This window comes from uncultured Allobosea sp. (assembly GCF_945956895.1).
Classification (GTDB): domain Bacteria; phylum Pseudomonadota; class Alphaproteobacteria; order Rhizobiales; family Beijerinckiaceae; genus Allobosea.
Genome location: NZ_CAMFJF010000001.1, coordinates 209580 through 232775 on the forward strand (window position 1 = coordinate 209580; position 23196 = coordinate 232775).

The following is a 23196-nucleotide window of genomic DNA, read 5'->3' on the forward strand; positions in this document are numbered from 1 at the left end:
GCCGAGATGCTCGGGCTTGACCCGAGCATCTCGGAAACCAGCGCTTTCTGGTCATGAGATTCTCGGGTCTGCGCTTCGCTTCGCCCGAGAAGGACGGCTTGGCCATCCCATTTCCGCACCTGCCCGCGCGCAAAAGCGCATTTACGGCCGCGCTCAATCGTTTCAAACATCGCGACATCAAGACCACGAGGAACGACCATGAGACTGAAGGGCAAGACGGCGCTGGTGACCGGCGCGGCGCAAGGGTTCGGCTTCGGCATCGCCGAGACCTTCGTGCGCGAGGGCGCGCGCGTCGCGGTGCTGGACATCAATGGCGACAAGGCCAAGGAGGCCGCCAAGGCGATCGGCCGCAAGGCCTTCGCCGTGACCTGCGATGTCGGCAAGGCCAAGAGCGTCGACAAGGCGGTTCAGAAGATTCTCGCCAAGGTCGGGCGGCTCGACATCGTCGTGAACAATGCCGGTACCACCCATCGCAACAAGCCGATGACCGAGGTGACCGAGGAGGAGTTCGACCGGATCTTCGCGGTGAACGTGAAATCGATCTACCTGATGGCGCGCGCGACCGTGCCGCATTTCCGCGAGCATGGCGGCGGCGTCATCCTGAACATCGGCTCGACGGCGGGCCTGCGGCCGCGTCCCGGCCTGACCTGGTATAACGGCTCGAAGGGCGCGGCCAACCTGATCTCGCAGTCGATGGCGGTCGAGCTTGCGCCGGACAAGATCCGCGTCAACGCGATCGCGCCTGTCGCCGGCGAGACGCCGCTGCTCGCCACCTTCATGGGCGAGGACACGCCGGAGCGCCGCGCGCAGTTCACGGCCTCGATCCCGTGGGGTCGGTTCTCGACGCCGCAGGACATCGCCAATGCCGCGCTGTTCCTGTGCTCGGACGAGGCCGACATGGTGACGGGCTCGGTGCTGGCGGTCGACGGCGGCCGCTGCGTCTGAAGCATCTGCCGATCCGCCATCGCGGCCGTCTGACGCGCCGTTCTGCGCTTCCGGTGCTCACGGACGAAAGTCCGCTCCGCTCCGGTTCTCGAACGGCACGCCATACGGCTCGCACTGACGAATCCTCAGACGCTTCAGTAGGGCGGCTGAATCAGACCAATTCTCCCAGCAAAGGGATCTCCTGGCGGCGCACAACCGTGCCGTCGGGCTCGAAGCCGCGCTGCTCCAGGGTGATCTGCGGCTCCCGCGCATCGCCTGCGATGCGGAAGAGATGCCAGGTGCCGAGCTCGCCATGGCCGCGCGGGCCGATCGAGGCCGAGGGCACGCCGACGATCGGCACGTCCCGTTCGGGGCCGGGCCGCCAGGCCAGCGAGAAGCTGTGATTATGGCCGTGGAGGACGAGGTCGGCGCCCTTGCGCTTCAGCATCGCCTCGAAGGCGGCGGCATCGACCAGCTCGCGGCCGCGCTTGGCCCCGCCGACATAGGGCGGGTGATGGATCAGCACGACGCGGATCAGGCCCTCGTCGCGGGCGCGATCCAGAAGCGCCTCGGTCCGGGCGATCTGATCGCCGCCGACGCGGCCGGTCGCCATCAGCGGCAAGGTGGGCACGCCGCTATTGACGCCGATCAGGGCGACGGGGCCGCGGCGGCGATACCAGGGATAGCCCGCCTTGCCCTCGTCATCGGCCGTCCAGGGGGCCAGCAGTCCCGCGAGCGGCTTCAAGGACGAGCGGGCATAGGTGTCGTGATTGCCCGGCACGAAGCTGACATTCTCGCGGGGGCCGAGCGTGTCGAGGAAGGCGATGGCTGTCTTGAATTCGTCGGGCAGGCCGATATGCGCGACATCGCCGGTGCAGGCGACATGGTCGGGCTCATGCGCGCGGATATCGGCGACGATGCTTGCCAGGATATCCATGTCATGGGCATGCCGCCGCTTGCGACGCCAGTTGACGTAACCGGTCGCGCGCTTGCCGATGAGCTGATGCAGCGAAAACCCGGCGAGCGGGCCGAGATGCGGGTCGGACAGATGCGCGAGCTTGAACACGCTCAAGCGCTTGCCCCCGCAGAAGGCCGTCAGTCAAGCGCGCCGGTGGCGCGCCTGGACTGCGGAAAGGTCGGAAGACCTCAGTTGGCGGCGCCGGTCAGTTCCGACACGATGCGGGAATCGGTCAGCGTGACGGCGGGCTTCCAGACATAGGCCGGCTTGGCCTTGAAGCGAGCGATGATGAAAGAGAGCAGCATGGTCCTAGTGTCCTGTGGTTGGGCGGCGATATCTGCCTCATTTGGGGCGCGTTTGTGGCGGAACAACTGACCAGCTTGACGGTCCGTCATGCGGTTTTTGCATAGACAATTAACCCGCCCTTGAGAATCGATCGGATGCAATCAGCGACGCCCCAGCCAGCCGCCGCCGATCCGGAGAAGCCGCGCTCGCCGGCGCAGCGCCTGCTGACGCGGCTGCTGCACATCTATTTCCGCTTCGCGCGAGGCATGACCTTCGGCGTGCGTGCCGTCGTCCTGAACGATCGCGGCGAGGTCTTCCTGATCCGCCATACCTATGTGCCCGGCTGGCACTTTCCCGGTGGCGGGGTCGAGGTCGGCGAGACGGCGGAATTGTCGCTGGAGCGCGAATTATCGGAGGAGGCGGGCATCGTCCCGACCGAGCGGCCCGCCCTGCACGGGCTCTTCTTCAACCGCCGGATCTCGCGGCGCGACCATGTCGCGGTCTATGTCCTGCGTGCGTTCCGGGTCGAGTCCGTCAAGCAGCCGGACCGCGAGATCGCGGAGGCCGGCTTCTTCCCGCTCGACAACCTGCCGGAGGGCACGACGCCCGCGACACGGCGGCGGCTGGCGGAGATCGTCTCCGGAGAGCCGCCGGCTACGGAGTGGTGAGGGCGGCTGCCCGGCCTCTCAGTTCGCGCTTTTCGCCAGCGCGACGAAATCGGCGTCAAGCTTCGCCAAGCCTGCTGCGATCTTCGCGCGCCTATCCTTGATCCAGGCATCCTGCCGATCGAGGCGCTGCTTCGCCTCCGTTAGCATCCGGTCCATCTCCGCCGACTGCGGGCCGCCTGACGTGGCGCGATTCCTGACGATCGCGACGGGGTCGAGCGTCGCGCGGAACTCGGCCTCGCTCATCGGCAATTCGGTGGCGGCCAGCCCCATCTCGGCTGCCGCCTTGCGATAGATCGCCTGCGCCTGAGTATAGGGGAACTCGGTCGGCCTGATGTTGTTGAGCTTCGCGTAGTCGACCACCTCCGACGCGAAATGGTGGCCGGCGCGGAAGGGCAGCTTGTATTTGCGCATCAACACGTCGGCGAGTTCCTGCGACGCGGTCCAGTCGCTGTTGAGCTCCTCGAGGGCGCGTTCCGGGTCGATGGCGAGCGCCTTCAGGATACGGTCGAGCCCCTGCAGGGCCTTGACCGCGCTGTCGGTCATGGCGCTGTTGGTCCTGGCGTCCTTGGCGTCGGGCATGCCGGGCGGAATGTTATGGGCCCTGAAGACCGGCCCCATGGCCAGCGAGAGCGTAGTCGAGGCATCCTCGCGGGTGCCGTTCAGCAGGCCCGGATTGCGCTTCTGCGGCATGGCGCTGGAGACATAGGTGTTGCCGCCACCGCTCGTGCCGCCACCCTCGCGCAGCAGGATCCAGGGCCGCGCCTGCGCATATTGCGTCATCACGTCCTCGATGAAACCGCCGACATGGAGCGCGATGCCCGTGACGATGCCGCCGACCTCGACGGGCAGGTCGGCCGCGGCGACCTGCGAGGCGTCATAGGCATTGTCGACGAGAGCGGCGAAGCCGAGATAATCCGCCATCCGCTGGCGATCGAGCGGCCAGCTCGTGCCGTTGAGCACGGTCGTGCCCATCGGCGAGCGGTCGACGCGGGCATAGGTCTCGCGGATGCGCTGGGCATCGCGATCGAGCCCGGCGGCGAGGCCAAGCAGGTAATGGCCATAGCTGTTGGGCTGGGCGGCAACGCCGTTGGTGTAATTGGGAACAACGGTATCGCGGTTGGTCGCGGCGAGCTCGACCATCGTCCGTGTCGCCTGGTTGAGGCGCTCGGCCAAAGTCAGGAGCCGCTCGCGCATGATCGCGGCGCGATAGGTCGCGTGCATGTCCTGGCTGGAGCGGCCGGCATGGATCAGCGTGACCTCGACCCCGGCCTCCTTGATCATCAAGGGTTCGAAAGTGATGACCGATGAGGGCCGCCTGGCGCCGGGCTGGCTGCCCGCCTCGATGACCCGGGCGATGCCCTGCGCCAGCTTTGGCGCCAGCGCCCGGTCGAGCAGGCCTTGCTCGGCGTTGATGACCGTGCTCGCCTTGTTGATCTCGCCCAGCCAGAAGAATTCGTCCCGAACCGGCTCCCTGGATGGGGCCGGCTGCTGGGCATGAACGGGCAGGGAGGTCGTTGCCAGAAGCAGGGCGGCGGCGGTGAGCGGCTTCGATCCGGACATCGGTTTCCTCCGTCCCGAGGGCGAGATCGCCTTCGGCTTCCGTGGCTTATTGCCCCGCCTGGAGCTGGAGTTGAGGCCAAACCGGTACGCGCGGCAAGTGTCTACGGGATCGGAGCGAGGCTAAACGATGGCTGCCTGGAAACCATGTGCCGTCGCATCGGATTTTTCGGAGAAAGTGGATTTCCCTTTCCAGTCCGATGCTGTAGAGGCGCTTTCATGATGATCCGGCTGAGCCTGCGAGACCTGCGACGACCGGCGCGCTGAATGCGCCCTCCCGGTAGTGCGCCCGCACGCGCCTGCCTTCGCTTCGCCGACCCGCCTCCCGTCCAGCGTCGATCATCATGACATCCCTGCCTTTGACCATCCGCCACGAACTCCCCGTGGACGCCGCCGCGATCGAGCGCCTGCACGAGCGCGCCTTCGGCCCCGGCCGTTTCGCCCGCACCGCCTTTCGCCTGCGCGAGGGCGTGCCGCCCGAGCACGCGCTCTCCTTCGCCGCCCATGTCGGCACCTTCCTCGTCGGTTCGGTGAAGGTGACGGCGGTGTTCGCCGACGGGCACAAGGCGCTGATGCTCGGTCCGCTGACCGTCGATCCCGCCTTCGAGGGCCGGGGCATCGGCGCTGCGTTGATGAACCGCTCGATCGATGCCGCTCGCGAGGCCGGCCACGACCTGATCATGCTGATCGGCGATGCGCCTTATTACGCCCGCTTCGGCTTCAAGGTCCTGCCGCCCGGCCAGCTTGTGCTACCGGGGCCGGCCGATCCGGCGCGTTTCCTCGCGCTGGAGCTGGTCGAGGGGGTGCTCAAGCAGCGCAGCGGGGCGGTCATGTCGGCGCGGGTGGGCTGAAGGGCTCCACCCTAGCCCTCTCCCCTTGCGGGAGAGGGCTAGGGTGAGGGTCTCGCGACGATTTCCGTCATTGCGAGGAGCAAAGCGAGGAAGCAATCCAGGGGACTTGGTGAAACGTCCCACCCTGCCCCCTGGATTGCTTCGCTGTGCTCGCAATGACGACGCGGGACAGAGTGATGCCCCATCCGGCCCTTCGGGCCACCTTCTCCCGCAAGGGGAGAAGGGCAAGAGCTACGCCTCTCGCTTGATGCGCCTGCCGCTCTCCCCTAGCCAGCCGGCGACGAGGGCGCCGAACAGCGCGGCCAAGCCGATCAGCCCGATGAAGAGCGGCGAGATGCGCACGCCGCGCACGATGCCGGAATCGCTGATCCTCAGGCCGATCCAGTCATTGCCGGCGAACTGGCTGCCCGAGCGCACCGGCACGATGCGCGGCACATTGACGGCCGAGCCGCTTTCGCGGCCGATGCGACGCGAGGAGCCGCCGGTCGCCTGCGCCAGTTGCTGGAGCGCGCCGGGATCGCTGACCACTTCCATCAGTTCGCGCGGGTTCTCCGGCCCGACGCTGGCGAAGGCGGTGAGGTTATCGGAGGTCAGGCGGTAAAGGCCGAGATCGCTGGTCGGGATGCGGGCGGTGTACAGGCCGGGGCGCCCGGGCTCCAGCGTGATCGTGCGCGACTGGCCGTCCGGCCCGGTGATGGTGACGGGCGAGGGATTGTCGCGCAGCGTCTGGCGCTCGACCTCGACAGTCGCGCCGCGGACGGTCGCGCGCAGAGCCTCCTCCTCAAGCTCGGGCTCCTTCATCAGCCAGTGGCTGAGGCGGCGCAGCAGGTCGAGATAGGGGCCGCCGTCGCGGAAGCCCCGCGCCCAGAGCCAGGCATGGTCGGAGAGGAAGAGCGCGACGCGGCCCTTCTGCTCGCGCGCCAGCATCAGCAGCGGCCGGTCGCCCGGACCGGTCATGACCGGCGCGCCGCCGGCCCGTGCCTGGGCGCCGACCATGCGCAGCCATTCGCCCCAGCGTGGCGGCGAGACCTCCGAGCCCGGCAGGTCGCGGGTGACGGGGTGGCGCCTGCCGGGTTCGCTGACCTGGGCGCGATAAGCCTCGTCAATGACGCTGCCGTCGGGCAGGGCGGGCAGGATCTGGCCGAGCGGCGTGCGCGCCAGCGTTTGCGAGCCCGCATATTCGGGGCCAGCGGCGACGAGCAGCGCCCCGCCGTCGCGGACATAGCGCACGATATTCTCGAAATAGAGCAGCGGCAGGATCGACTGGTTGGCGTAGCGGTCGAAGATGATCAGGTCGAATTCCTTGATCTTGACCTGGAACAGCTCGCGCGTCGGGAAGGCGATCAGCGAGAGCTCGTTGATCGGCGTGCCGTCCTGCTTCTCCGGCGGGCGCAGGATGGTGAAATGCACGAGATCGACATTGGCGTCGGCCTTGAGCAGGTTGCGCCAGGTGCGCTCGCCCGGATGCGGCTCGCCCGAGACCAGCAGCACGCGGAGCTTGTCGCGCACGCCTTCGATGGTGATGACGGTGCGATTATTGGCCAGCGTCAATTCGTTGTCGATGGCTTGAGCCTCGATCTCGACCACGTTCGGCCCGCCCCGGTCGATGCGGACCGGGACCTGCACGGTCTGGCCCGTCGCGACCTCGCGGCGCGCGACGATCTCGCCGTCGCGCCGGATGGTCAGGCCGGCGCGACCGGGGCCGCCCTTGTCGACGACGCGCAAGCGAATGATCTGGTCCTTGCCGACGATGCCGAAGCGCGGCGAATCGACCAGCACGATGCGCCGGTCGATCTCGGCATTGCGGCCGGTGGTCAGGACATGCAGCGGGGCGCGCAGGCCGAGCGTCTCGGCATTAACAGGCGCGTCATGGGCGAGGCCGTCGGTGATCGCGATCGCGCCGGCGACGCGCTCGGAGGGCACGTCGGCGAGGCTCGACGACAGGGCCTCGAACAGGCGGGTGCCGTCATTGGTCCCTTGTGCATCGCGCAGCTCGACGATCCGCGGCTCGACATTGGGGATGCCGCGCAATTGCCGCTCGATCTCGGCGACGGCGGCATCGGTCTGGGCCGCGCGGTCGGCGAGGCGGTTCGAGGCCGAGCGGTCGACCACGACGGAGACGACGTCCTTGACCGGCTCGCGATCCTCGAAGACGAGCGAGGGATCGGCCAGCGCCGCCGTCAGCACGACGAGCGCGAGCGCGCGCAGGATGGCGCTACGTCCGGCGAGCACGATCGCCGCGCCGGCAGCCAAAGCCGCGAGCACGGCAAGCCCGATCAGGAACGGCAGGGGCACCAGCGGGGCAAGGGAAACGCTCCACATCAGCGGGCTCCTCCCCTTGTCCTGTTTTCAGCCCTCATCCTGAGGAGCGCCGCAGGCGCGTCTCGAAGGATGGTCCAGCTGGTTCCGGAGCCTCCTGAAACATCCTTCGAGACGCCGTTCCCTGGGGAACGGCTCCTCAGGATGAGGGCTGTGGGATGGGTGGATTTTCTCACTGCCCCAACCTTTCCAACAAGGCCGGGACATGGACCTGATCGGCCTTGTAGTTGCCGGTGAGCGCATACATCACGAGATTGATGCCGCCACGCAGCGCCATCTCGCGCTGGCGCGGATCGCCGCCGGAAAGCGGCACCAGTCCCTCGCCGCGCCGGTCGATCGCCCAGGCGGCCGCGAGGTCGTTGGCGGTAATGACTATGGGCGAGACATTGTCGCCGGCGCGGGCCGGGCGGCGCCCGTCGCTATCGGCCGGCGGCAGGGTCTCGACCCAGGTCGTGCCGGTGTCGTAGCGGCCGACCAGCTCGTCGAGGATGTAGAAGGTCTTGGTCAGGACGTGGTCGCGCGGCAGCGGCTCCAGCTCGGGAATGTCGAGCGTCTGCAGCATGCGCTTGAGCTGGTCGCCCTCGGGCGTGGTGCCGCCGCCGGGCCGCGCACTCATCGCGTCGCGGGTGTCGAAGATTACAAGGCCGCCGCCCTTCATATAGGCTTCGAGCTTGCGCAGCGTCTCGGCCGACGGGAGCGGGCGGCCGGCGACGATTGGCCAGTACAGCACCGGGAAGAAGGCGAGCTCGTCGCGCTCGACGCTGACGCCGACCGGCTCGCCCGGCTCCAGCGCGGTACGGGCGCCGAGCACGGTGTTGAGGCCGGTGAGTCCGGCCTTGGACATGTCGTCGACCGGCTTGTCGCCGGTCACGACATAAGCGAGCCGCGTCATCGCACCATTGGCGAGCAGGGCGCGCGGGATCGGCGGGCGGGTATCGGCCTGCGCGTTGGGCGCGGGCTGCTGGGCGCGGGCCGTATCGGGCGCGAGGCCGAAGGAGGCGCCAAGCGCGAGCAGGACCGCGGCCGGCGCGGCAACCTTGCGCAGGCGGGCAAGGTTGAGACGTCCGCCGAGCCAGAGCGTCGCCAGCGTATCGGCGACGAGCAGGAGCAGGGCAAGCACGAGCAGCGGCGGGCGGATGTCGCGCGCCACCGGCTCGTCGATCGGCAGCACGGCGACGCCGAGGCTGGCGAGGTCGAGCGCCGCGAGCGTGTCGATCGGCGTCAGCGCGTTGACCGCGAGCGAGCCGTCGGTCGGGCCGTAGAGGCCGGGCGGATGGGCGAGCGTCGCGCGGCCGGCATAGTTGCGCGCCACCGGCTGGGCGGTCGCAGGCGCCGAGCGGAACTGGCCGATGCCGTCGAGCACGCGGGCCGGCGACAGGGTCTCTACGCGCTTGTCGTCGCTCTGGCTTTCGACAGCGGCGGGGCCGTTGCCGGCGAGATTGACGATCTTGCGGAGCATATCGACGAAGAGGCCCGAGAGCGGAAGGTTCGACCAGGTGGTATCGGCGGTGACATGGACCATCGCGATCAGGCCGTCGCCGCGCCGCTCGCCGGTGACGACGGGCGTGCCGTCCTCCAATGCCGCCCAGGTCTTGCGCGACAGATTCGGCTCCGGCTCGGCCAGGATCTGGCGGCTGACGCGGATATCGTCGCTGATCGTCAGGCCGAAGAAGGGGCTCTCGCGGGTGAAGGGCGCAAGCTTGCGCGGTGTCTCCCAGGACAGGCCGCCGCCGAGCGTGCGGCCGCCGCGGCGCAGGCGCACCGGCGTCAGGTCGTCGGAGGCGGCGGCGAGGCGGGCGCCGGCAAAGCGCAGCAGCACGCCGCCGCGCTCGACGAAGCTCGTGACCTTCTCGGCCGTCTCGCGATCGAGCGCGCCGATATCGGCGAGGACCAGCACCGAGAGATTCTGTGCCAGCAATTCGCCGATCGGGTCGGTCGAGCCCTGCCGCGGCTCGCGGATTTCGGCGAAGGGCTGGAGGGCGCGGGAGAGATAGTAGGTCGGCGAGAGTAGCGGCTGCGCGGTGTCGGCGGTGGCGCCGGAGACGAGGCCGATGCGGCGGCGCTTGGCCCGGTCGTCGAGCAGCGCCACGGCACCGGCGCTGCGCTCGCCGACGATCTCGAGTCGCGAGACGGCGTTGCGCACCTCGATCGGCAAGGTCAGTCGGGCGGTCGTCTCCAGATTATTGCCCTCGAAGATGAAGGGGGTGTTGCCGAGCGGCAAGCCCTTGAGATCGAGCGCGCGGACCTGTCCGGTCGCGGGCGCGCTGGCTGTGGGGCGCAGCACCTTGACGGTGAGGGCGCCGGCGAGGTTCTCGGGCGCAGAGAGGGCAAGCTGCGCGGGCGGAGCTGCATGAACAGCGAGGCGGCGGGCCTCGGCATCCTGCTTCAAGCGCGCGAGGAAACCACCGTCGTCGGAGATGCCGAGGCCGTCGGCGACCCAGACGATCTCGGTGGCGGGCGAGCCTTGCAGGAAGGCTTCGATGCGCTGGAGATGGGCGGAACGGTCCGGCGCATGCGGCTGGAGCGGGAGCGCGCGCAGACGGTCGAGCGCGATGCGCGGCTCGGCCAGCGCGATCGCGGTGGGGGCCTCCGCGAGGCCGACCACGGCGACCGGGCGGCCCTCGCGGGTCGCGGCGGCGATGCGTGATTCGGCAACCGAGACGCGTTCGGACCAGTCGGTCGCGGCGCCGAAGCCGTTATCGATCAGAAGCAGGACGGGGCCGCGCGAGGGCGCGGCGTCGCGCACGGGATTCCAGACCGGGCCGGCGACGGCGAGGATCGCGAGCGCGGCGATAGCCATGCGCAAGGCGAGCAGCCACCAGGGTGTGTGGGCCGGTGTCTCGCGCTTGGAGATCAGGTCCGCCATGATCTTCAGCGGCGGGAAGTCGATCCGGCGCGGGCGCGGCGGCGTCACGCGCAGGATCAGCCAGAGGGCGGGCAACAAAGCGAGCGCGGCGAGAGCGAGCGGGGCGGAGAAGCTGAAGGGCAGGGCGCTGAGCATCGGCGATCCCCCTCAGAAGCCCGAGGCGCTGCGCGAGGCCGCGACGAGGCTCGCGATGCGCAGCACCGCTTCGCTCGCCGGCCGGTCGGTGCGATGCAGCGTCAAGGTCCAGCCGGCCTTGCGGCTGGCTTCGGTGATGGCTTCGCGATGGGCGGCAAGGCGCTGACGGTATTCATCGCCCCAGGCGCCGGCATCGCCGACACGCAGGGTCAGCCCGTCCTCCAGATCGAAGAGTTCGGCCTGTCCGGTGAAGGGGAAGGTTTCCTCGATCGGATCGGCGATGAGCAGGACATGGCCCCGCGCGCCCGACGATGCCAGCGTGGCGATCCGCTGGGTCAGCGCCGAGGCGGGGGAGAGACCGTCGGTGATGATGACCGCCTCCGCCAGCCGGGGCAACGGCGCTTCCGGCGGCAGGTCGGAGGCGGCGTTGCGCTCGTCCGCGAGAATGGCCTGCGCCAGGACCTCGACAATGCGGCGCGAGGCCAGCGCCCGCGTCAACCCGAGATGGCCGACACGCTCGCCGCCCTCGACCATCGTCTCGGCCAGCGCGAAGCCAGCGACCAATGCGCGGTCGAGCTTCGAGGCCATGGCGAGCGAGGAGGCGAAGCCCATCGAGGGCGAGCGGTCGATCCAGAGCCAGATCGAATGCGAGGCTTCCCATTCGCGCTCGCGGACGAAGAGATGGCCGTCGCGGGCCGAACGGCGCCAGTCGATGCGCGAGGCGGATTCGCCGGCGACCAGCGGGCGGTATTGCCAGAAGGTTTCGCCTGGGCCGGAGCGGCGCCGGCCATGGATGCCGTGAATGCTGGCGGAGACGCGGCGCGCCTCCAGAATCAGGCGCGGCAGGCGCGCGGCGAGGTCGAGCGATTCCGTAAGGACCGGCCGCGACGGCCGCCTTTCGCCCGGACCCAGGACGCGCGTGCGCAACATCGGCCTATCCCAGCCGTTCCACGAGCTTGCCGATCAACCCCTCGACCGTCTCGCCATCGGCGCGGGCGGCAAAGGTCAGGGCGACGCGGTGCTTCAGAACGGGAATGGCGAGCGCCGCGACATCGTCGACCGAAGGAGCGAGCCGGCCCTCGACCAGGGCGCGCGCGCGCGCCGCCAGCGTCAGCGACTGGCTGGCGCGGGGACCGGGGCCCCAGGAGAGCTTGTCGGTGACCGAGGCATCGCCCTCGCCGGGGCGTGCCGAGCGGACGAGATCGAGGATCGCGTCGACAACGGCGTCGCCAACCGGCAGGCGGCGGACGAGTCGCTGGATCGACATCAGCGTCTCCGCGGTCATCGCCTGCGAGGGCTTGTATTCGGTGGCGCCGGTGGTCTCCAGCAGGATGCGCCGCTCGGCCTCGCGGTCGGGATAGCCGACATCGATCTCGAGCAGGAAGCGGTCGAGCTGCGCCTCGGGCAGGGGATAGGTGCCTTCCTGCTCGATCGGGTTCTGCGTCGCCAGCACATGGAAGGGCGCCGGCAGGTCGTAGCGCTCGCCCGCCACCGTGACGTGGTGCTCCTGCATCGCCTGGAGCAGGGCCGACTGGGTGCGCGGTGAGGCGCGGTTGATCTCGTCCGCCATCAGCAACTGGGCGAAGACCGGGCCCTTGATGAAGCGGAAATGGCGCTTGCCGTCGCTCGATTCGTCGAGGACCTCGGAGCCGAGGATGTCGGAGGGCATCAGGTCCGGCGTGAACTGGACGCGCCGGGCCGCGAGCCCCAATACGGTGCCCATCGCCTCGACGAGCTTGGTCTTGGCGAGGCCGGGGACGCCGACGAGCAGGCCATGGCCGCCCGAGAGCAGTGTCACCAACGAGAGATCGACGACCTTCTGCTGGCCGAAGATGACCTGGCCGATCTCCTTGCGCGCGGCGCCGATGGCACTGAGCGCGGCTTCGGCCGCCTCGACGATGCCTGTGTCGAGGTCGATCGGCGAAGTGCTCTCGTTTGCCCGGGCTTGCGCCGCCATGTCGGTCTCCTTCACTGTCGCTGGCCGTTGCGCCGCCATGCGAACCGTCGATGCGTTCGGCCGTTCAGTGTGGACGGGCCATCACGGCGGCTCAAGCGCCGAATGGAATGGTACACATCATCTCGGCTTCACGATTATGTGGAGTTCAAGGCGGAAACGCGATGCAGGCACGATGCCGCAGCCGGTGGCCAGGGAGGATTCGATGACGGAGCCGGGCCAGGCGATGGAGCGGTTGATGGCCTCGCTCGGCAGCGGCAAGGCGCGCGGATTGCCACCCGTCGAACGCTGGAATCCGCCCTTCTGCGGCGATCTCGATATGCGCATCGCCGCCGACGGGACCTGGTACTACATGGGCACGCCGATCGGCCGGCCGGCGCTGGTGAAGCTGTTCTCCTCGGTGCTGAAACGCGAGGGCGACGATTACTTTCTCGTGACCCCGGTCGAGAAAGTGGGAATCACCGTCGATGACGCGCCGTTCCAGGCGGTCGAAATGCAGGTCGATGGCGAGGGTGATGGCCGGACGATCGCGTTCCGCACGCAGGTCGACGATCTCGTCTGCCTCGGGCCGGAGCATGGCCTGCGTTTCAGGCGGGCTGCGCAGGACGGACTGACACCCTATATCCATATCCGGCGCGGGCTCTGGGCCCGGCTGACGCGCGCGCTGACCTACGACCTGCTGGCGCTCGGCGAGGTGCGGGAGGTTGACGGCGAGGCGATGTTCGGGATTGCAGCTGCAGAGCAGTTCTATCCGGCTTTGCCGGCGAGCGAGATCGAGGGCATCTAGTGCTGAAGACAATCGAGTCTGCCCTCAACCTCAGTGCCGAGGGCTTCGCAGCCCTGGCGCGCGCGCGTCTTCGAGCAGAACCGCCGGCGTTGGGCGACGTGATCAGCCGGCCGCGCGGCGATCATGAGAATCAGCCTTCGTCGGTGCCGATCCCTGACGAGAAGCGCGCCGTGCCGGCAGCTGTGCTGATCGGCATCGTGCCGCGCCCGGCGGGGCCGACCGTGCTGCTGACGCAGCGTGCGGCGGCCTTGCGCAATCACTCGGCGCAGGTCGCCTTTCCCGGCGGCCGGGTCGATGCCGTCGACGGCTCGCCGATCGTCACGGCGCTGCGCGAGACCGAGGAGGAGATCGGCCTGCCGCGGTCGCATATCCGCACGCTCGGCTTCCTCGACGCCTATCTGACCGGCACCGGCTATCGCATCGTGCCGGTGGTGGCGCTGATCGAGCCGCCCTTCTCGCTGACGATCAACCATAACGAGGTCGATGAGGCCTTCGAGACGCCGCTCTCCTTCCTGCTCGATCCCGCCAACCACAAGCGCGAGGGGCGTGAGTGGAAGGGGCATTTCCGCACCTACTATGCGATGCCGTTCGAGGGTCGCTATATCTGGGGAGCGACCGCCGGCATGATCCGCAATCTCTACGAGCGGCTTGCCGGATAAGACTTTTTGCGCGGATGCCGCGCCGGGGAACGACGAAGCCGATGCTGCGCGCGATCATCGAAGAGGTTCTGCTCTTCGTCTTGCCCTTCTGCGTCTTCGCAGCCTATCTCGTCATCAACAGGCGCAATCCTTTCGATGTCGAGCATTGGAGCCCGCATGTCTTCCGCCTTGCGGTCGCGGGCTTCCTGCTGGCGATCGCCGTGCTGATCTATGGCGGCTTCATCGCGCCGCGCAGCGAGGGCGCCTACGAACCGCCGCATATGGAGAACGGGGTTCTGGTGCCCGGCCGCTTCAAATGACTGGGGAACGCGCCGGCGAGATCGCATGCTTCCTGGCCCAGCCGGCGCTGGCGCGGCTGCTGTCGGCGCTTGACGGGAACGGCGAGGAAACGCGCGTCGTCGGGGGTGCGGTGCGCAATCTCCTGCTCGGCGAGCCGGCGAGCGATGTCGACCTCGCCACCACCGCTTTGCCGCAGGAGACGATCCGGCGCGGCAAGGCGGCCGGCTTCAAGGCGGTGCCGACCGGCATCGAGCACGGCACGGTCACGCTGGTCGCGGAGGGCACGAGCTTCGAGGTCACGACGCTCAGGCGCGATGTCGAGACGGACGGACGCCGCGCCAAGGTCGTGTTCGGCCGGGATTTCGTGGCGGATGCGCTGCGGCGCGACTTCACCATCAATGCGCTCGGCCTTGGGCGCGACGGCACGCTGCGTGACTATTGCGGCGGGCTCGACGATCTCGCCCAACGCCGGGTGCGCTTCATCGGCGATGCCGCGGCCCGGATCCGCGAGGACTATCTGCGCATCCTGCGCTTCTTTCGCTTCCATGCCCGTTACGGTGCCGGCGAGCCCGATGCCGAAGGCCTGCGCGCCTGCATCGCCGGCCGCGAGGGGCTCGCCGGTTTGTCGCGCGAGCGGGTCCGTGCGGAGTTGCTCAAGCTTCTGGTCGCCCCCCGTGTCAGCCCGACCTTGCAGGCGATGGCCGGAGCCGGCCTGCTGATGCCGGTGATCGGCGGCGTGCCGCATCTCTCGCGTTTCGCGCTGGTTGCGGAAGACCACGGCGAGGGCGTCCATGCGGTGTTCCGGCTGGCGGCGCTGGCGGTTTCGGTTGGGGAGGATGCGCTGCGCCTGCGTGAGCGGCTGCGTCTTTCCAACGAAGAATTCGACCGGACCGCCCGGATCGCCTCGGCATTGGAGAAGCTGGGCGGCCGGGCGGGGCTGCCTGATATCGCGGCCTTGCGCCTTGTCGCCCATGATGCCGGGAACGATGCGACGGCTGCGGCACTCGCCCTGCTGAACGCCACGGCGGCAGGCGAAGGCAAGGACAAGGTTCAGCGCCTCATCAGCGAACTCGGCCGGACGCCGCGCTTCGAACCGACGGGCAAGGACGTCATCGGGCTCGGTGTCCCGCCCGGTCCACGCGTCGGGCAGGCGCTTGCGGCGGCCCGGCAGAGCTGGATCGAGGCCGGTTGTGTCTCCGGCATGGGCGAGCAGATAGAGTTTGTGCGGATGGCTGTAGCCGCTCTTCCCTAGGGCGTGTTGATTCCTGATGGAACCAGAGCGTCATCCCGGACAAGCTGCGCAGCAGCGCCGATCCGGGATCCATCGTAAAGCCCCGGAGCTCGCCGATGGATCCCGGCTCAAGGCCGGGATGACGTCGCGGTTCCAATAAATCTCAACATATTCCCGGCGCGGACAGCGCGGGCAGCCTCAAGGCCAGCGCACCGTCGGCGGCATCGAGGACAGGATCGAATCGACATTGCCGCCGGTCTTCAGCCCGAAGATCGTGCCGCGGTCGTAGAGCAGGTTGAACTCGACATAGCGGCCGCGACGGACCTGCTGTTCGTGGCGTTCGGTCTCGCTCCAGGGCTTGCCGATATTGCGGCACAGGATGTTGGGGTAGATGTCGAGGAAAGCCTCGCCGACGGCGCGGGTGAAAGCGAAATCGGCCTCGACATCGCCGGTCCAGATATAGTCGTAGAAGATGCCGCCGATGCCGCGCGGCTCGTTGCGGTGCTTCAGGAAGAAATACTCGTCGCACCAGCTCTTGAAGCGCGGATAGTCCGCGATGGCCGGGAAATTGTCGCAGGGACGGCGCATCGCGGCGTGGAAGTCGCGCGTGTCCGGGTCTTCCTGGTTGCGCCGCGCGTCGAGTACCGGCGTCAGATCGGCGCCGCCGCCGAACCACGGCTTGGTGGTGACGACGAGCCGCGTGTTCATGTGCACGGTCGGCGCATGCGGGTTCCAGGGATGGGCGATCAGCGAGATGCCGGTGGCATGGAAGCGCGGATCCTGCGCCGCGCCGGGAATCTGCCCGGCGAAATCGGGGTGGAAGCTGCCATGCACCGTGGAGACGTGGACGCCGACCTTCTCGAAGACGCGGCCCTTCATGATCGACATGACACCACCGCCGCCGGGCGCGCCATCATGGTTGGTGCGCTGCCAGGGCGTGCGGACGAAGCGACCGGGCTTGTCCGTTTCGGGCGGGAAGGGGCCGGCAGCCTCGTCCTCGATCGCCTCGAAGGCGGCGCAGATGCGATCGCGCAGGCTCTCGAACCAGGCGGCGGCGCGCGGCTTGAGCGCTTCGACGACGGCCGGATCGGCGGGAGAGAATTCATCGGGCTTCGGGGTGACCATCTTCTGCTTCTGTTCCATTGCGGTCCGGAAAGCCGCCAGTCTGTCGTAAGGCCTCGCCTATTACCATCGCTGCCGCCAGCGCGACATTGAGCGAACGCAATCCCGATCGCATGGGAATGTGCAGGCTGGCCTCGGCGGCGGCACGGACCTCGGCCGTCACGCCGGCCGACTCGCGCCCGACCAGGACGATGTCGCTGGCCTGGAAGGCGAAATCGGGCAGGGGTGTCGCGCCATCGGTCTCGGCCAGGACGAGGCGACGGCCCTGGGCCCTGCGCCAGCCGTCGAAAGCGGCGAAGGAATCATGGCGCCGGACGGCGGCGCGTTCGAGATAGTCCATGCCCGAGCGGCGGAAATGCCGGTCCGAGACGTCGAAGGCAGCCGGTTCCACGATGTCGACGGCGATGCCGAGGCAGGCGGCCATGCGGATCATCGTGCCGGCGTTCTGCGGGATGTCCGGCTGGAAGAGGGCGAGGCGAAGCATGGCTCCCGTCATGCGGTGACGCTCGGACATGCGTCAAGCAGGCTGGTCATTCGTGCAGGCGGGGACCATATGCCTCGAAACCGTCGCGATATCGCTCCAGGGAGAGCTGACATGTTCGCTCCGCTCTTCCGCTGGCTCGAAAGCCGCATCGACGTCTTCGCTCCGTTCGACGAGCAGGAGACGCCGCCGCGTGGCGTCTGGCCCTTCATGTGGCATCACATCAAGGGCGTGAAGGGCTGGATGGCCCTGATCATGATCACGGGCCTCGGCTTCAGCGGCATCGAGGCGGCGATGTACCTGATGGTCGGCTGGTTCGTCGACCTGCTCTCGACGCAGTCGCCGCAAACGATCTTCCGCGATCATGGCTGGCTCTTGGCGGGCGCGGCCTTCCTGCTCGTCGTTGTCCGGCCGCTGATCTATTTCGCCAACCACGCCATCGTCGACCAGGTGGTGGTGCCGCAGATCACCAACCAGATCCGCTGGCGCAACCATGTCTACACGCTCGGCCATGCGCTGGGTTACTTTCAGAACGATTTTGCAGGACGCCTTTCCGCCCGCGTGATCCAGGCCGGGCAGTCGATTCGCGGTGCGACGATCGAGGTCATCGACGACCTCTGGTATGCGCTGGTCTTCGCCACGGTGGCGATCGGCTTCTTCGGCAAGACGAGCCTGTGGCTGGCGCTGCCGGTGATCGTCTGGCTTTCGGCCTATGTCGCACTGCTGATCTATTTCGTGCCGCGGGCGAAGCAGCGTTCGGAGGCGAACTCGTTCGGGCGCTCGAGCACGACCGGGCGCATCGTCGATTCCTACACCAACATCCTGACCGTGAAGCTGTTCGCGCGGGCCGATGCCGAGCGCTCCGCCGTCCGCGACTCGTTGACGCGGTGGAACGCCTCTTTCCTCAACCTGTCGCGCCTGATCACCGGCGTCAGCGTCATCCTGCAGACGATGAACAGCCTGCTCGTGGTGGCGACCGCATGGCTCGCGCTGCTGCTCTGGAGCCAGGGCGAGATGACGCCGGGCGCGGTCGCGGCCGCCATCGGTCTCGTGCTCCGGCTGGTGCAGATGTCGGGCTGGCTGATCCATCTCGTGCGCGGCATCTTCGAGAATATCGGCTCGGTGCAGGAGAGCATGGAGACGATCGCCAAGCCGCACGACCTGCCGGACGCGGCCGACGCCCGCCCGCTCGTCGTCGACAAGGGCGCGATCAGCTTCGAGAAGATACGCTTCAATTACGGCCGGGGGCAGGGGCTGTTCGAAGGGCTCGATCTCCAGATCCGGCCGGGCGAGCGGGTCGGGCTCGTCGGTCCGTCGGGCGCCGGAAAGTCGACCCTGGTGAACCTGCTGCTCCGGCTCTATCCGCTCGAAGGCGGGCGCATCCTGATCGACGGACAGGACATCGCCCATGTCACGCAGGACAGCCTGCGCGCCCAGATCGGCATGGTGACGCAGGACAATTCGCTGCTGCACCGTTCGATCGGCGACAATATCGCCTATGGCCGCATCGGCGCGGGCGAGGCGGAGATCGCGCGCGCGGCGCAGCAGGCCGAGGCGCATGAATTCATCCTCGGCCTTGGCGATCAGGACGGCCGCACGGGCTTCGATTCGCGTGTCGGCGAACGTGGCGTGAAGCTTTCGGGCGGCCAGCGCCAGCGCATCGCGATCGCCCGCGTGCTGCTCAAGGACGCGCCGATCCTGATTCTCGACGAGGCGACCTCGGCGCTCGACTCGGAGGTCGAGGCGGCGATCCAGCAACAGCTCGCGGCCCTGATGCAGGGCAAGACCGTGATCGCGATCGCGCACCGGCTCTCGACCATTGCGGCGCTCGACCGATTGATCGTGCTCGATCAGGGCCGGATCGCCGATATCGGGAGCCATGACGAGCTGATCGCGCGGGGCGGGCTCTATGCCAGGCTCTGGGCGCGCCAGTCGGGCGGATTCCTCGCCGCCGCCGATCCGGAAAAGCTCGCGGTCTGACGTCTTCGCCGGTGGACTGTGCGCCATGCATGGCTGGGGCGTTCGCGACAGTAGACTTCGTCCAATCTGCATGTCAAAGAGCCCAAGGTGACGCACCGCCGCATTGCGGCGGCAGCGGCGCGCCCCTATGAGGGCGAGAGGCGATAATTTCGAGCTGTTACAGCTCGCAAGACGTTTAAGAGGATTGGATCGTGGCGCACGCGACCGATACATCGACCGGAACAACCCGCCGCGATTTCCTGATGCTGGCCACCGGCGCAGCCGGTGCCGTCGGCCTCGGTGCTGTCGTCGTCCCCCTGATCAGCCAGCTCGCGCCCGATGCACAGACGGTCGCGGCCGGCGCGCCGGTCGATCTCGACCTTGCGCCCATCGCCGAAGGGCAGGCGATCAAGATCTTCTGGCGCGGCAAGCCGATCTTCGTCCGCCATCGCACGAAGAAGGAAATCGACGAGGCGCTCGCCGTCGACGTCGCGACCCTGCGCGACCCGCAGACCGACCAGCAGCGCACCAAGGCCGGCCACGAGCCGATCCTGGTCGTCTTCGGCAATTGCACCCATCTCGGCTGCATCCCGCTGGGCACCGCACCGGGCGAGCCCAAGGGCGAATATGACGGCTGGTTCTGCCCCTGCCACGGCTCGCACTACGATTCCTCCGGCCGCATCCGCAAGGGGCCGGCGCCGCTCAACCTGCCGGTGCCGCCCTATGCCTTCACCGCGGACACCAAGATTCGGATCGGCTGAGCAATGCGCTCGACGCTTTTCTGCCAAGATGAGACAGCCTTGAGGCATTCTTCATGAGTGGTCACAGTTCCTACATCCCGAAGACCGGTATCGAGCGCTGGCTCGACGCGCGCCTGCCGATCATCCGGCTTGCCCATGACTCGGCGGTCTCCTACCCGGTTCCGCGCAACCTGAACTATCTGTGGACCTTCGGTGGTATCCTCGTGTTCATGCTGGTGGCGCAGATCATCACCGGCGTGATCCTGGTGATGCACTACACCCCGCATGCGACGATGGCGTTCAACTCCGTCGAGCACATCATGCGCGACGTGAACTACGGCTGGCTCCTGCGCTACCTGCACTCGAACGGCGCCTCGATGTTCTTCGTCGCCGTCTATGTGCACATCTTCCGCGGGCTTTATTATGGCTCGTACAAGGCGCCGCGCGAGGTGCTCTGGATCCTCGGCGTGGTCATCTTCCTGCTGATGATGGCGACGGCGTTCATGGGCTACGTGCTGCCCTGGGGCCAGATGTCCTTCTGGGGCGCGACCGTCATCACGAACCTGTTCTCGGCCCTGCCTGTGGTCGGCGAGACGATCGTGACCTATCTGTGGGGCGGCTATTCGGTCGACAACCCGACGCTGAACCGCTTCTTCTCGCTGCACTACCTGCTGCCGTTCATGATCTTCGGCGTCGTCGTGCTGCATATCTGGGCGCTGCATGTCGTCGGCCAGAACAACCCGACCGGCGTCGAGGTGAAGAACGTCCAGAAGGACACCGTGCCGTTCACGCCCTATGCGACCGTGAAGGACATCTTCGGCATGGTCGTGTTCATGATCGTGTTCTCCTGGTTCGTGTTCTACCAGCCGAACTTCATGGGTCATGCCGACAACTACATCCAGGCCAACCCGGCCTCGACGCCTGCGCATATCGTCCCGGAATGGTACTTCCTGCCGTTCTACGCGATCCTGCGCGCCATTCCCGACAAGCTCGGTGGCGTGCTGGCCATGGGCGGCGCGATCGTCGTGCTCGCCTTCCTGCCCTGGATCGACACCTCCAAGGTCAAGTCGATGACCTACCGGCCGATCGCGCGCCAGCTGTTCTGGATGTTCGTCCTGGTCTGCATCGGCCTCGGCTATCTCGGCGCCATGCCGGCTGACGAGCCCTATGTGACCATCTCGCGCATCCTCACCGTGCTGTATTTCGGCTTCTTCGTCGCGCTGTTCATCGTCGGGCTGTTCGAACGCCCGAAGGCGCTGCCGACCTCGATCGCCGATGCCGTGCTCGCTTCCGCCAATGGTGGGTCGGCGGCCCGCGTCGCGACCGCCACCGCTGCCGAACCGAACGTCAAGGGCTGACGGAACCATGAGCAGAACCTCGTTTCGTCTCGCCCTGACCGGGCTCGCCGCCGGCCTCTCGCTGGCGTTCTTCCAGCCGGCCGCGCAAGCTGCCGAAGGCGGCCCCAAGCCGCCGGCGCTGAGCTGGTCGTTCTCGGGGCCGTTCGGCAAGTTCGACCGGGCCCAGCTGCAGCGCGGCTTCAAGGTCTACAAGGAAGTCTGCGCGAGCTGCCATGGCGCGAACCTCGTTGCCTTCCGCAACCTGTCGCAGCCCGGCGGCCCCGAATTCACGCCGGGCCAGGTCGCAGCCCTCGCGGCGACCTACCAGATCAAGGACGGCCCGAACGAGCAGGGCGAGATGTTCGACCGGCCCGGCCGGCCGGCCGACCGCTTCCCGTCGCCGTTCCCGAACGAGCAGGCGGCCCGCGCGGCCCAGGGCGGCGCCTATCCGCCGGACTTCTCGGTGCTGGCCAAGGCCCGCACCTATGTCCGCGGCTTCCCGATGTTCGTCGTCGACATCTTCACGCAGTACCAGGAGCAGGGGCCGGACTACATCCATGCCCTGCTGACCGGCTACAAGGAGCCGCCGGCCGGCTTCCCGGCCCTGCTGCCCGGGCAGAACTTTAACGAGTACATGCCCGGCCACCTGATCGCGATGCCGAAGCCGATCTCCGACGGCCAGGTCGAGTATCCGAAGGGGCCGGACGGCAAGTCGCCGGTGCCGGAGACCGTCGACCAGTATGCCCGCGACGTTGCGGCCTTCATGGTCTGGATGGCGGAGCCGCACCTGGAGCAGCGCAAGCGCCTGGGCCTGCAGGTGATGGCGTTCCTCGTGATCTTCGCCGGACTGCTCTACTACACCAAGAAGAAGGTGTGGTCGCGCATGCCAGACGGCTCGCCGGCGCACTGATCCGGCTGGAAATCGTTTCAGGAAAAGGCCCCGGCGACGGGGCCTTTTTCGTTATGGGCCCTTTTCCTTGTCGGGCCGTCATTCTCGGGCGAAGCGAAGCGCAGACCCGAGCAACTCGGGAAAGAGAAATTGGAGCCCTCTTCGGCACGAGATGCTCGGGTCAAGCCCGAGCATGACGGCATCCTGCCCACATCGTATTGCGACCGTCACCGAAAGATGGTCCCTTCCGCGCCGAAACAGGGAATCGACCATGAGCGAAGCCGTCCTCGGAATCATCGGCGGATCGGGAATCTACGATCTGCCGGGCCTGACCGACCTGCGCGAGGAGCGCATCGACAGCCCTTGGGGCGAGCCTTCCGACAGCTTGCGCATCGGCCGGATGGGTCAGACGAAGATCGTCTTCCTGCCTCGGCACGGGCGTGGTCATTCGATCCCGCCTTCCGAGATCAACTATCGCGCCAATATCGACGTGCTGAAGCGGGCGGGGGTGACCGATCTCGTCTCGCTCTCGGCTTGCGGATCCTACAAGGCCGAGCTCTATCCCGGCCTGTTCGTGCTGGTCGATCAGTTCGTCGACCGGACGAGCCGGCGCGAGAATTCCTTCTTCGGCAAGGGCTGCGTCGCCCATGTCTCGGTCGCACAGCCGGTCGGGCCTGCCCTGCAGGCGCGGATCGCCGCGGCGGCGCAAGCCGAGGATCTGGCTTTTGTGCGCGGCGGCACTCTGGTCACGATGGAAGGCCCGCAATTCTCGACCTATGCGGAATCCATGACCTATCGCGGCCTCGGCTACGACCTGATCGGCATGACCGCGATGCCGGAGGCCAAGCTCGCCCGCGAGGCCGAGATCACCTATGCGACCGTCGCGATGGTGACGGATTACGATTGCTGGCATGAATTGCATGGCGCAGTCGATGTCGCCTCGGTCATCGCCGTGCTGCACGAGAATGCCGACAAGGCGCGGCGCCTCGTGGCGCGGCTCGCCGCCGATTTCCCGGCCGAGCGCGAGCCGTGCCCGGCCGGCTCCCACAACGCTCTCGACAACGCCATCGTGACGGCGCCGGCCTTCCGCGATCCGGCCCTGCTCGCGAAGCTCGATGCCGTCGCCGGGCGCGTGCTCAAGGTGGCGTGATGTCGGCGCCCTTGACGAAGCCGGCCCGGCGTCCGACCAAGGCGT

General features: G+C 67.8%; 20 protein-coding genes. 12 read left to right on the top strand and 8 right to left on the bottom strand.

Translation table 11 applies throughout. The annotated features are described in order from the left end of the window. Positions 1 to 198 precede the first annotated feature (198 nt). Entirely contained in the window at positions 199 to 945 is a 747-nt protein-coding gene (locus Q0Q02_RS01040; RefSeq protein WP_293806188.1) for an SDR family oxidoreductase, read from the top strand. Between the two features lie 151 nt (positions 946 to 1096). Here Q0Q02_RS01040 and Q0Q02_RS01045 read toward each other — a convergent pair whose 3' ends face one another. Beyond that, on the bottom strand, positions 1097 to 1990 hold the full coding sequence (locus tag Q0Q02_RS01045; protein WP_367275008.1) for a metallophosphoesterase: 894 nt from the start codon (positions 1988 to 1990) through the stop codon (positions 1097 to 1099). Between the two features lie 332 nt (positions 1991 to 2322). On the opposite strand from Q0Q02_RS01045, the gene Q0Q02_RS01050 reads away from it, so the two are divergent. Continuing rightward, positions 2323 to 2835, top strand: a complete 513-nt coding sequence (locus Q0Q02_RS01050) for an NUDIX domain-containing protein (protein WP_293806190.1) — start codon at positions 2323 to 2325, stop codon at positions 2833 to 2835. 18 nt (positions 2836 to 2853) lie between these two features. On the opposite strand, the gene Q0Q02_RS01055 is transcribed toward Q0Q02_RS01050, so the two are convergent. Continuing rightward, positions 2854 to 4395, bottom strand: coding sequence for a lyase family protein (locus tag Q0Q02_RS01055; RefSeq protein WP_293806191.1), 1542 nt, complete (start codon positions 4393 to 4395; stop codon positions 2854 to 2856). Positions 4396 to 4736: 341 nt separating this feature from the next. On the opposite strand from Q0Q02_RS01055, the gene Q0Q02_RS01060 reads away from it, so the two are divergent. Next, positions 4737 to 5243, top strand: coding sequence for an N-acetyltransferase (locus Q0Q02_RS01060; RefSeq protein WP_293806192.1), 507 nt, complete (start codon positions 4737 to 4739; stop codon positions 5241 to 5243). Positions 5244 to 5474: 231 nt separating this feature from the next. Here the strand turns inward: Q0Q02_RS01060 and Q0Q02_RS01065 are convergent, their stop codons facing one another. The 4 genes from Q0Q02_RS01065 to Q0Q02_RS01080 form a co-directional block, all read right to left on the bottom strand. Then, complete coding sequence (locus tag Q0Q02_RS01065) at positions 5475 to 7565, bottom strand: hypothetical protein (protein WP_293806193.1); 2091 nt, start codon at positions 7563 to 7565, stop codon at positions 5475 to 5477. Between the two features lie 169 nt (positions 7566 to 7734). Further along, positions 7735 to 10563, bottom strand: a complete 2829-nt coding sequence (locus Q0Q02_RS01070) for a DUF4159 domain-containing protein (protein WP_293806194.1) — start codon at positions 10561 to 10563, stop codon at positions 7735 to 7737. A gap of 12 nt (positions 10564 to 10575) precedes the next feature. Further along, complete coding sequence (locus Q0Q02_RS01075; RefSeq protein ID WP_293806195.1) at positions 10576 to 11493, bottom strand: DUF58 domain-containing protein; 918 nt, start codon at positions 11491 to 11493, stop codon at positions 10576 to 10578. A 4-nt stretch (positions 11494 to 11497) separates the two neighbouring features. Beyond that, positions 11498 to 12520, bottom strand: coding sequence for a MoxR family ATPase (locus Q0Q02_RS01080; RefSeq protein ID WP_293806196.1), 1023 nt, complete (start codon positions 12518 to 12520; stop codon positions 11498 to 11500). 202 nt (positions 12521 to 12722) lie between these two features. Here Q0Q02_RS01080 and Q0Q02_RS01085 point away from each other — a divergent pair, with 202 nt between their 5' ends. From Q0Q02_RS01085 to Q0Q02_RS01100, 4 genes are all read left to right on the top strand, one after another. Continuing rightward, positions 12723 to 13304: a DUF1285 domain-containing protein gene (locus Q0Q02_RS01085; protein WP_293806197.1), complete on the top strand. Its 582-nt coding sequence runs from the start codon at positions 12723 to 12725 to the stop codon at positions 13302 to 13304. Between the two features lie 143 nt (positions 13305 to 13447). Continuing rightward, complete coding sequence (locus tag Q0Q02_RS01090) at positions 13448 to 13963, top strand: CoA pyrophosphatase (protein ID WP_367275006.1); 516 nt, start codon at positions 13448 to 13450, stop codon at positions 13961 to 13963. A gap of 41 nt (positions 13964 to 14004) precedes the next feature. Next, positions 14005 to 14262, top strand: coding sequence for a DUF6111 family protein (locus Q0Q02_RS01095; protein WP_293806198.1), 258 nt, complete (start codon positions 14005 to 14007; stop codon positions 14260 to 14262). Beyond that, positions 14259 to 15494 (top strand): CCA tRNA nucleotidyltransferase, encoded by a 1236-nt coding sequence (locus Q0Q02_RS01100; RefSeq protein WP_293806199.1) that lies wholly within the window; start codon positions 14259 to 14261, stop codon positions 15492 to 15494. The genes Q0Q02_RS01095 and Q0Q02_RS01100 overlap by 4 nt, the downstream gene beginning before the upstream one ends. A gap of 177 nt (positions 15495 to 15671) precedes the next feature. On the opposite strand, the gene hemF is transcribed toward Q0Q02_RS01100, so the two are convergent. Together hemF and Q0Q02_RS01110 are read right to left on the bottom strand one after the other, a co-directional pair. Beyond that, positions 15672 to 16598 carry an oxygen-dependent coproporphyrinogen oxidase gene (gene hemF, locus Q0Q02_RS01105; RefSeq protein ID WP_293806200.1) on the bottom strand — a complete coding sequence of 309 codons (927 nt, stop codon included), beginning with the start codon at positions 16596 to 16598 and terminating at the stop codon, positions 15672 to 15674. Continuing rightward, a complete protein-coding gene (locus Q0Q02_RS01110) occupies positions 16576 to 17079 on the bottom strand; it encodes a tRNA (cytidine(34)-2'-O)-methyltransferase (RefSeq protein ID WP_293806201.1) in 504 nt (167 codons plus the stop codon). Before Q0Q02_RS01110 ends, hemF begins: the two co-directional genes overlap by 23 nt. A gap of 111 nt (positions 17080 to 17190) precedes the next feature. Between Q0Q02_RS01110 and Q0Q02_RS01115 the strand changes: the two genes are divergently transcribed. The 5 genes from Q0Q02_RS01115 to Q0Q02_RS01135 all read left to right on the top strand — a co-directional run bounded on the left by Q0Q02_RS01115 (position 17191) and on the right by Q0Q02_RS01135 (position 23151). After that, a complete protein-coding gene (locus tag Q0Q02_RS01115) occupies positions 17191 to 19056 on the top strand; it encodes an ABC transporter ATP-binding protein (protein ID WP_293806202.1) in 1866 nt (621 codons plus the stop codon). A 191-nt stretch (positions 19057 to 19247) separates the two neighbouring features. Next, a complete protein-coding gene (gene petA / locus Q0Q02_RS01120) occupies positions 19248 to 19796 on the top strand; it encodes a ubiquinol-cytochrome c reductase iron-sulfur subunit (RefSeq protein WP_293806203.1) in 549 nt (182 codons plus the stop codon). A gap of 53 nt (positions 19797 to 19849) precedes the next feature. Next, complete coding sequence (locus Q0Q02_RS01125; RefSeq protein WP_293806204.1) at positions 19850 to 21133, top strand: cytochrome b/b6; 1284 nt, start codon at positions 19850 to 19852, stop codon at positions 21131 to 21133. Positions 21134 to 21140: 7 nt separating this feature from the next. Then, positions 21141 to 22022, top strand: a complete 882-nt coding sequence (locus Q0Q02_RS01130; RefSeq protein ID WP_293806205.1) for a cytochrome c1 — start codon at positions 21141 to 21143, stop codon at positions 22020 to 22022. A gap of 250 nt (positions 22023 to 22272) precedes the next feature. Next, positions 22273 to 23151: an S-methyl-5'-thioadenosine phosphorylase gene (locus Q0Q02_RS01135; RefSeq protein ID WP_293806206.1), complete on the top strand. Its 879-nt coding sequence runs from the start codon at positions 22273 to 22275 to the stop codon at positions 23149 to 23151. The last annotated feature ends 45 nt before the right edge of the window (positions 23152 to 23196 follow it).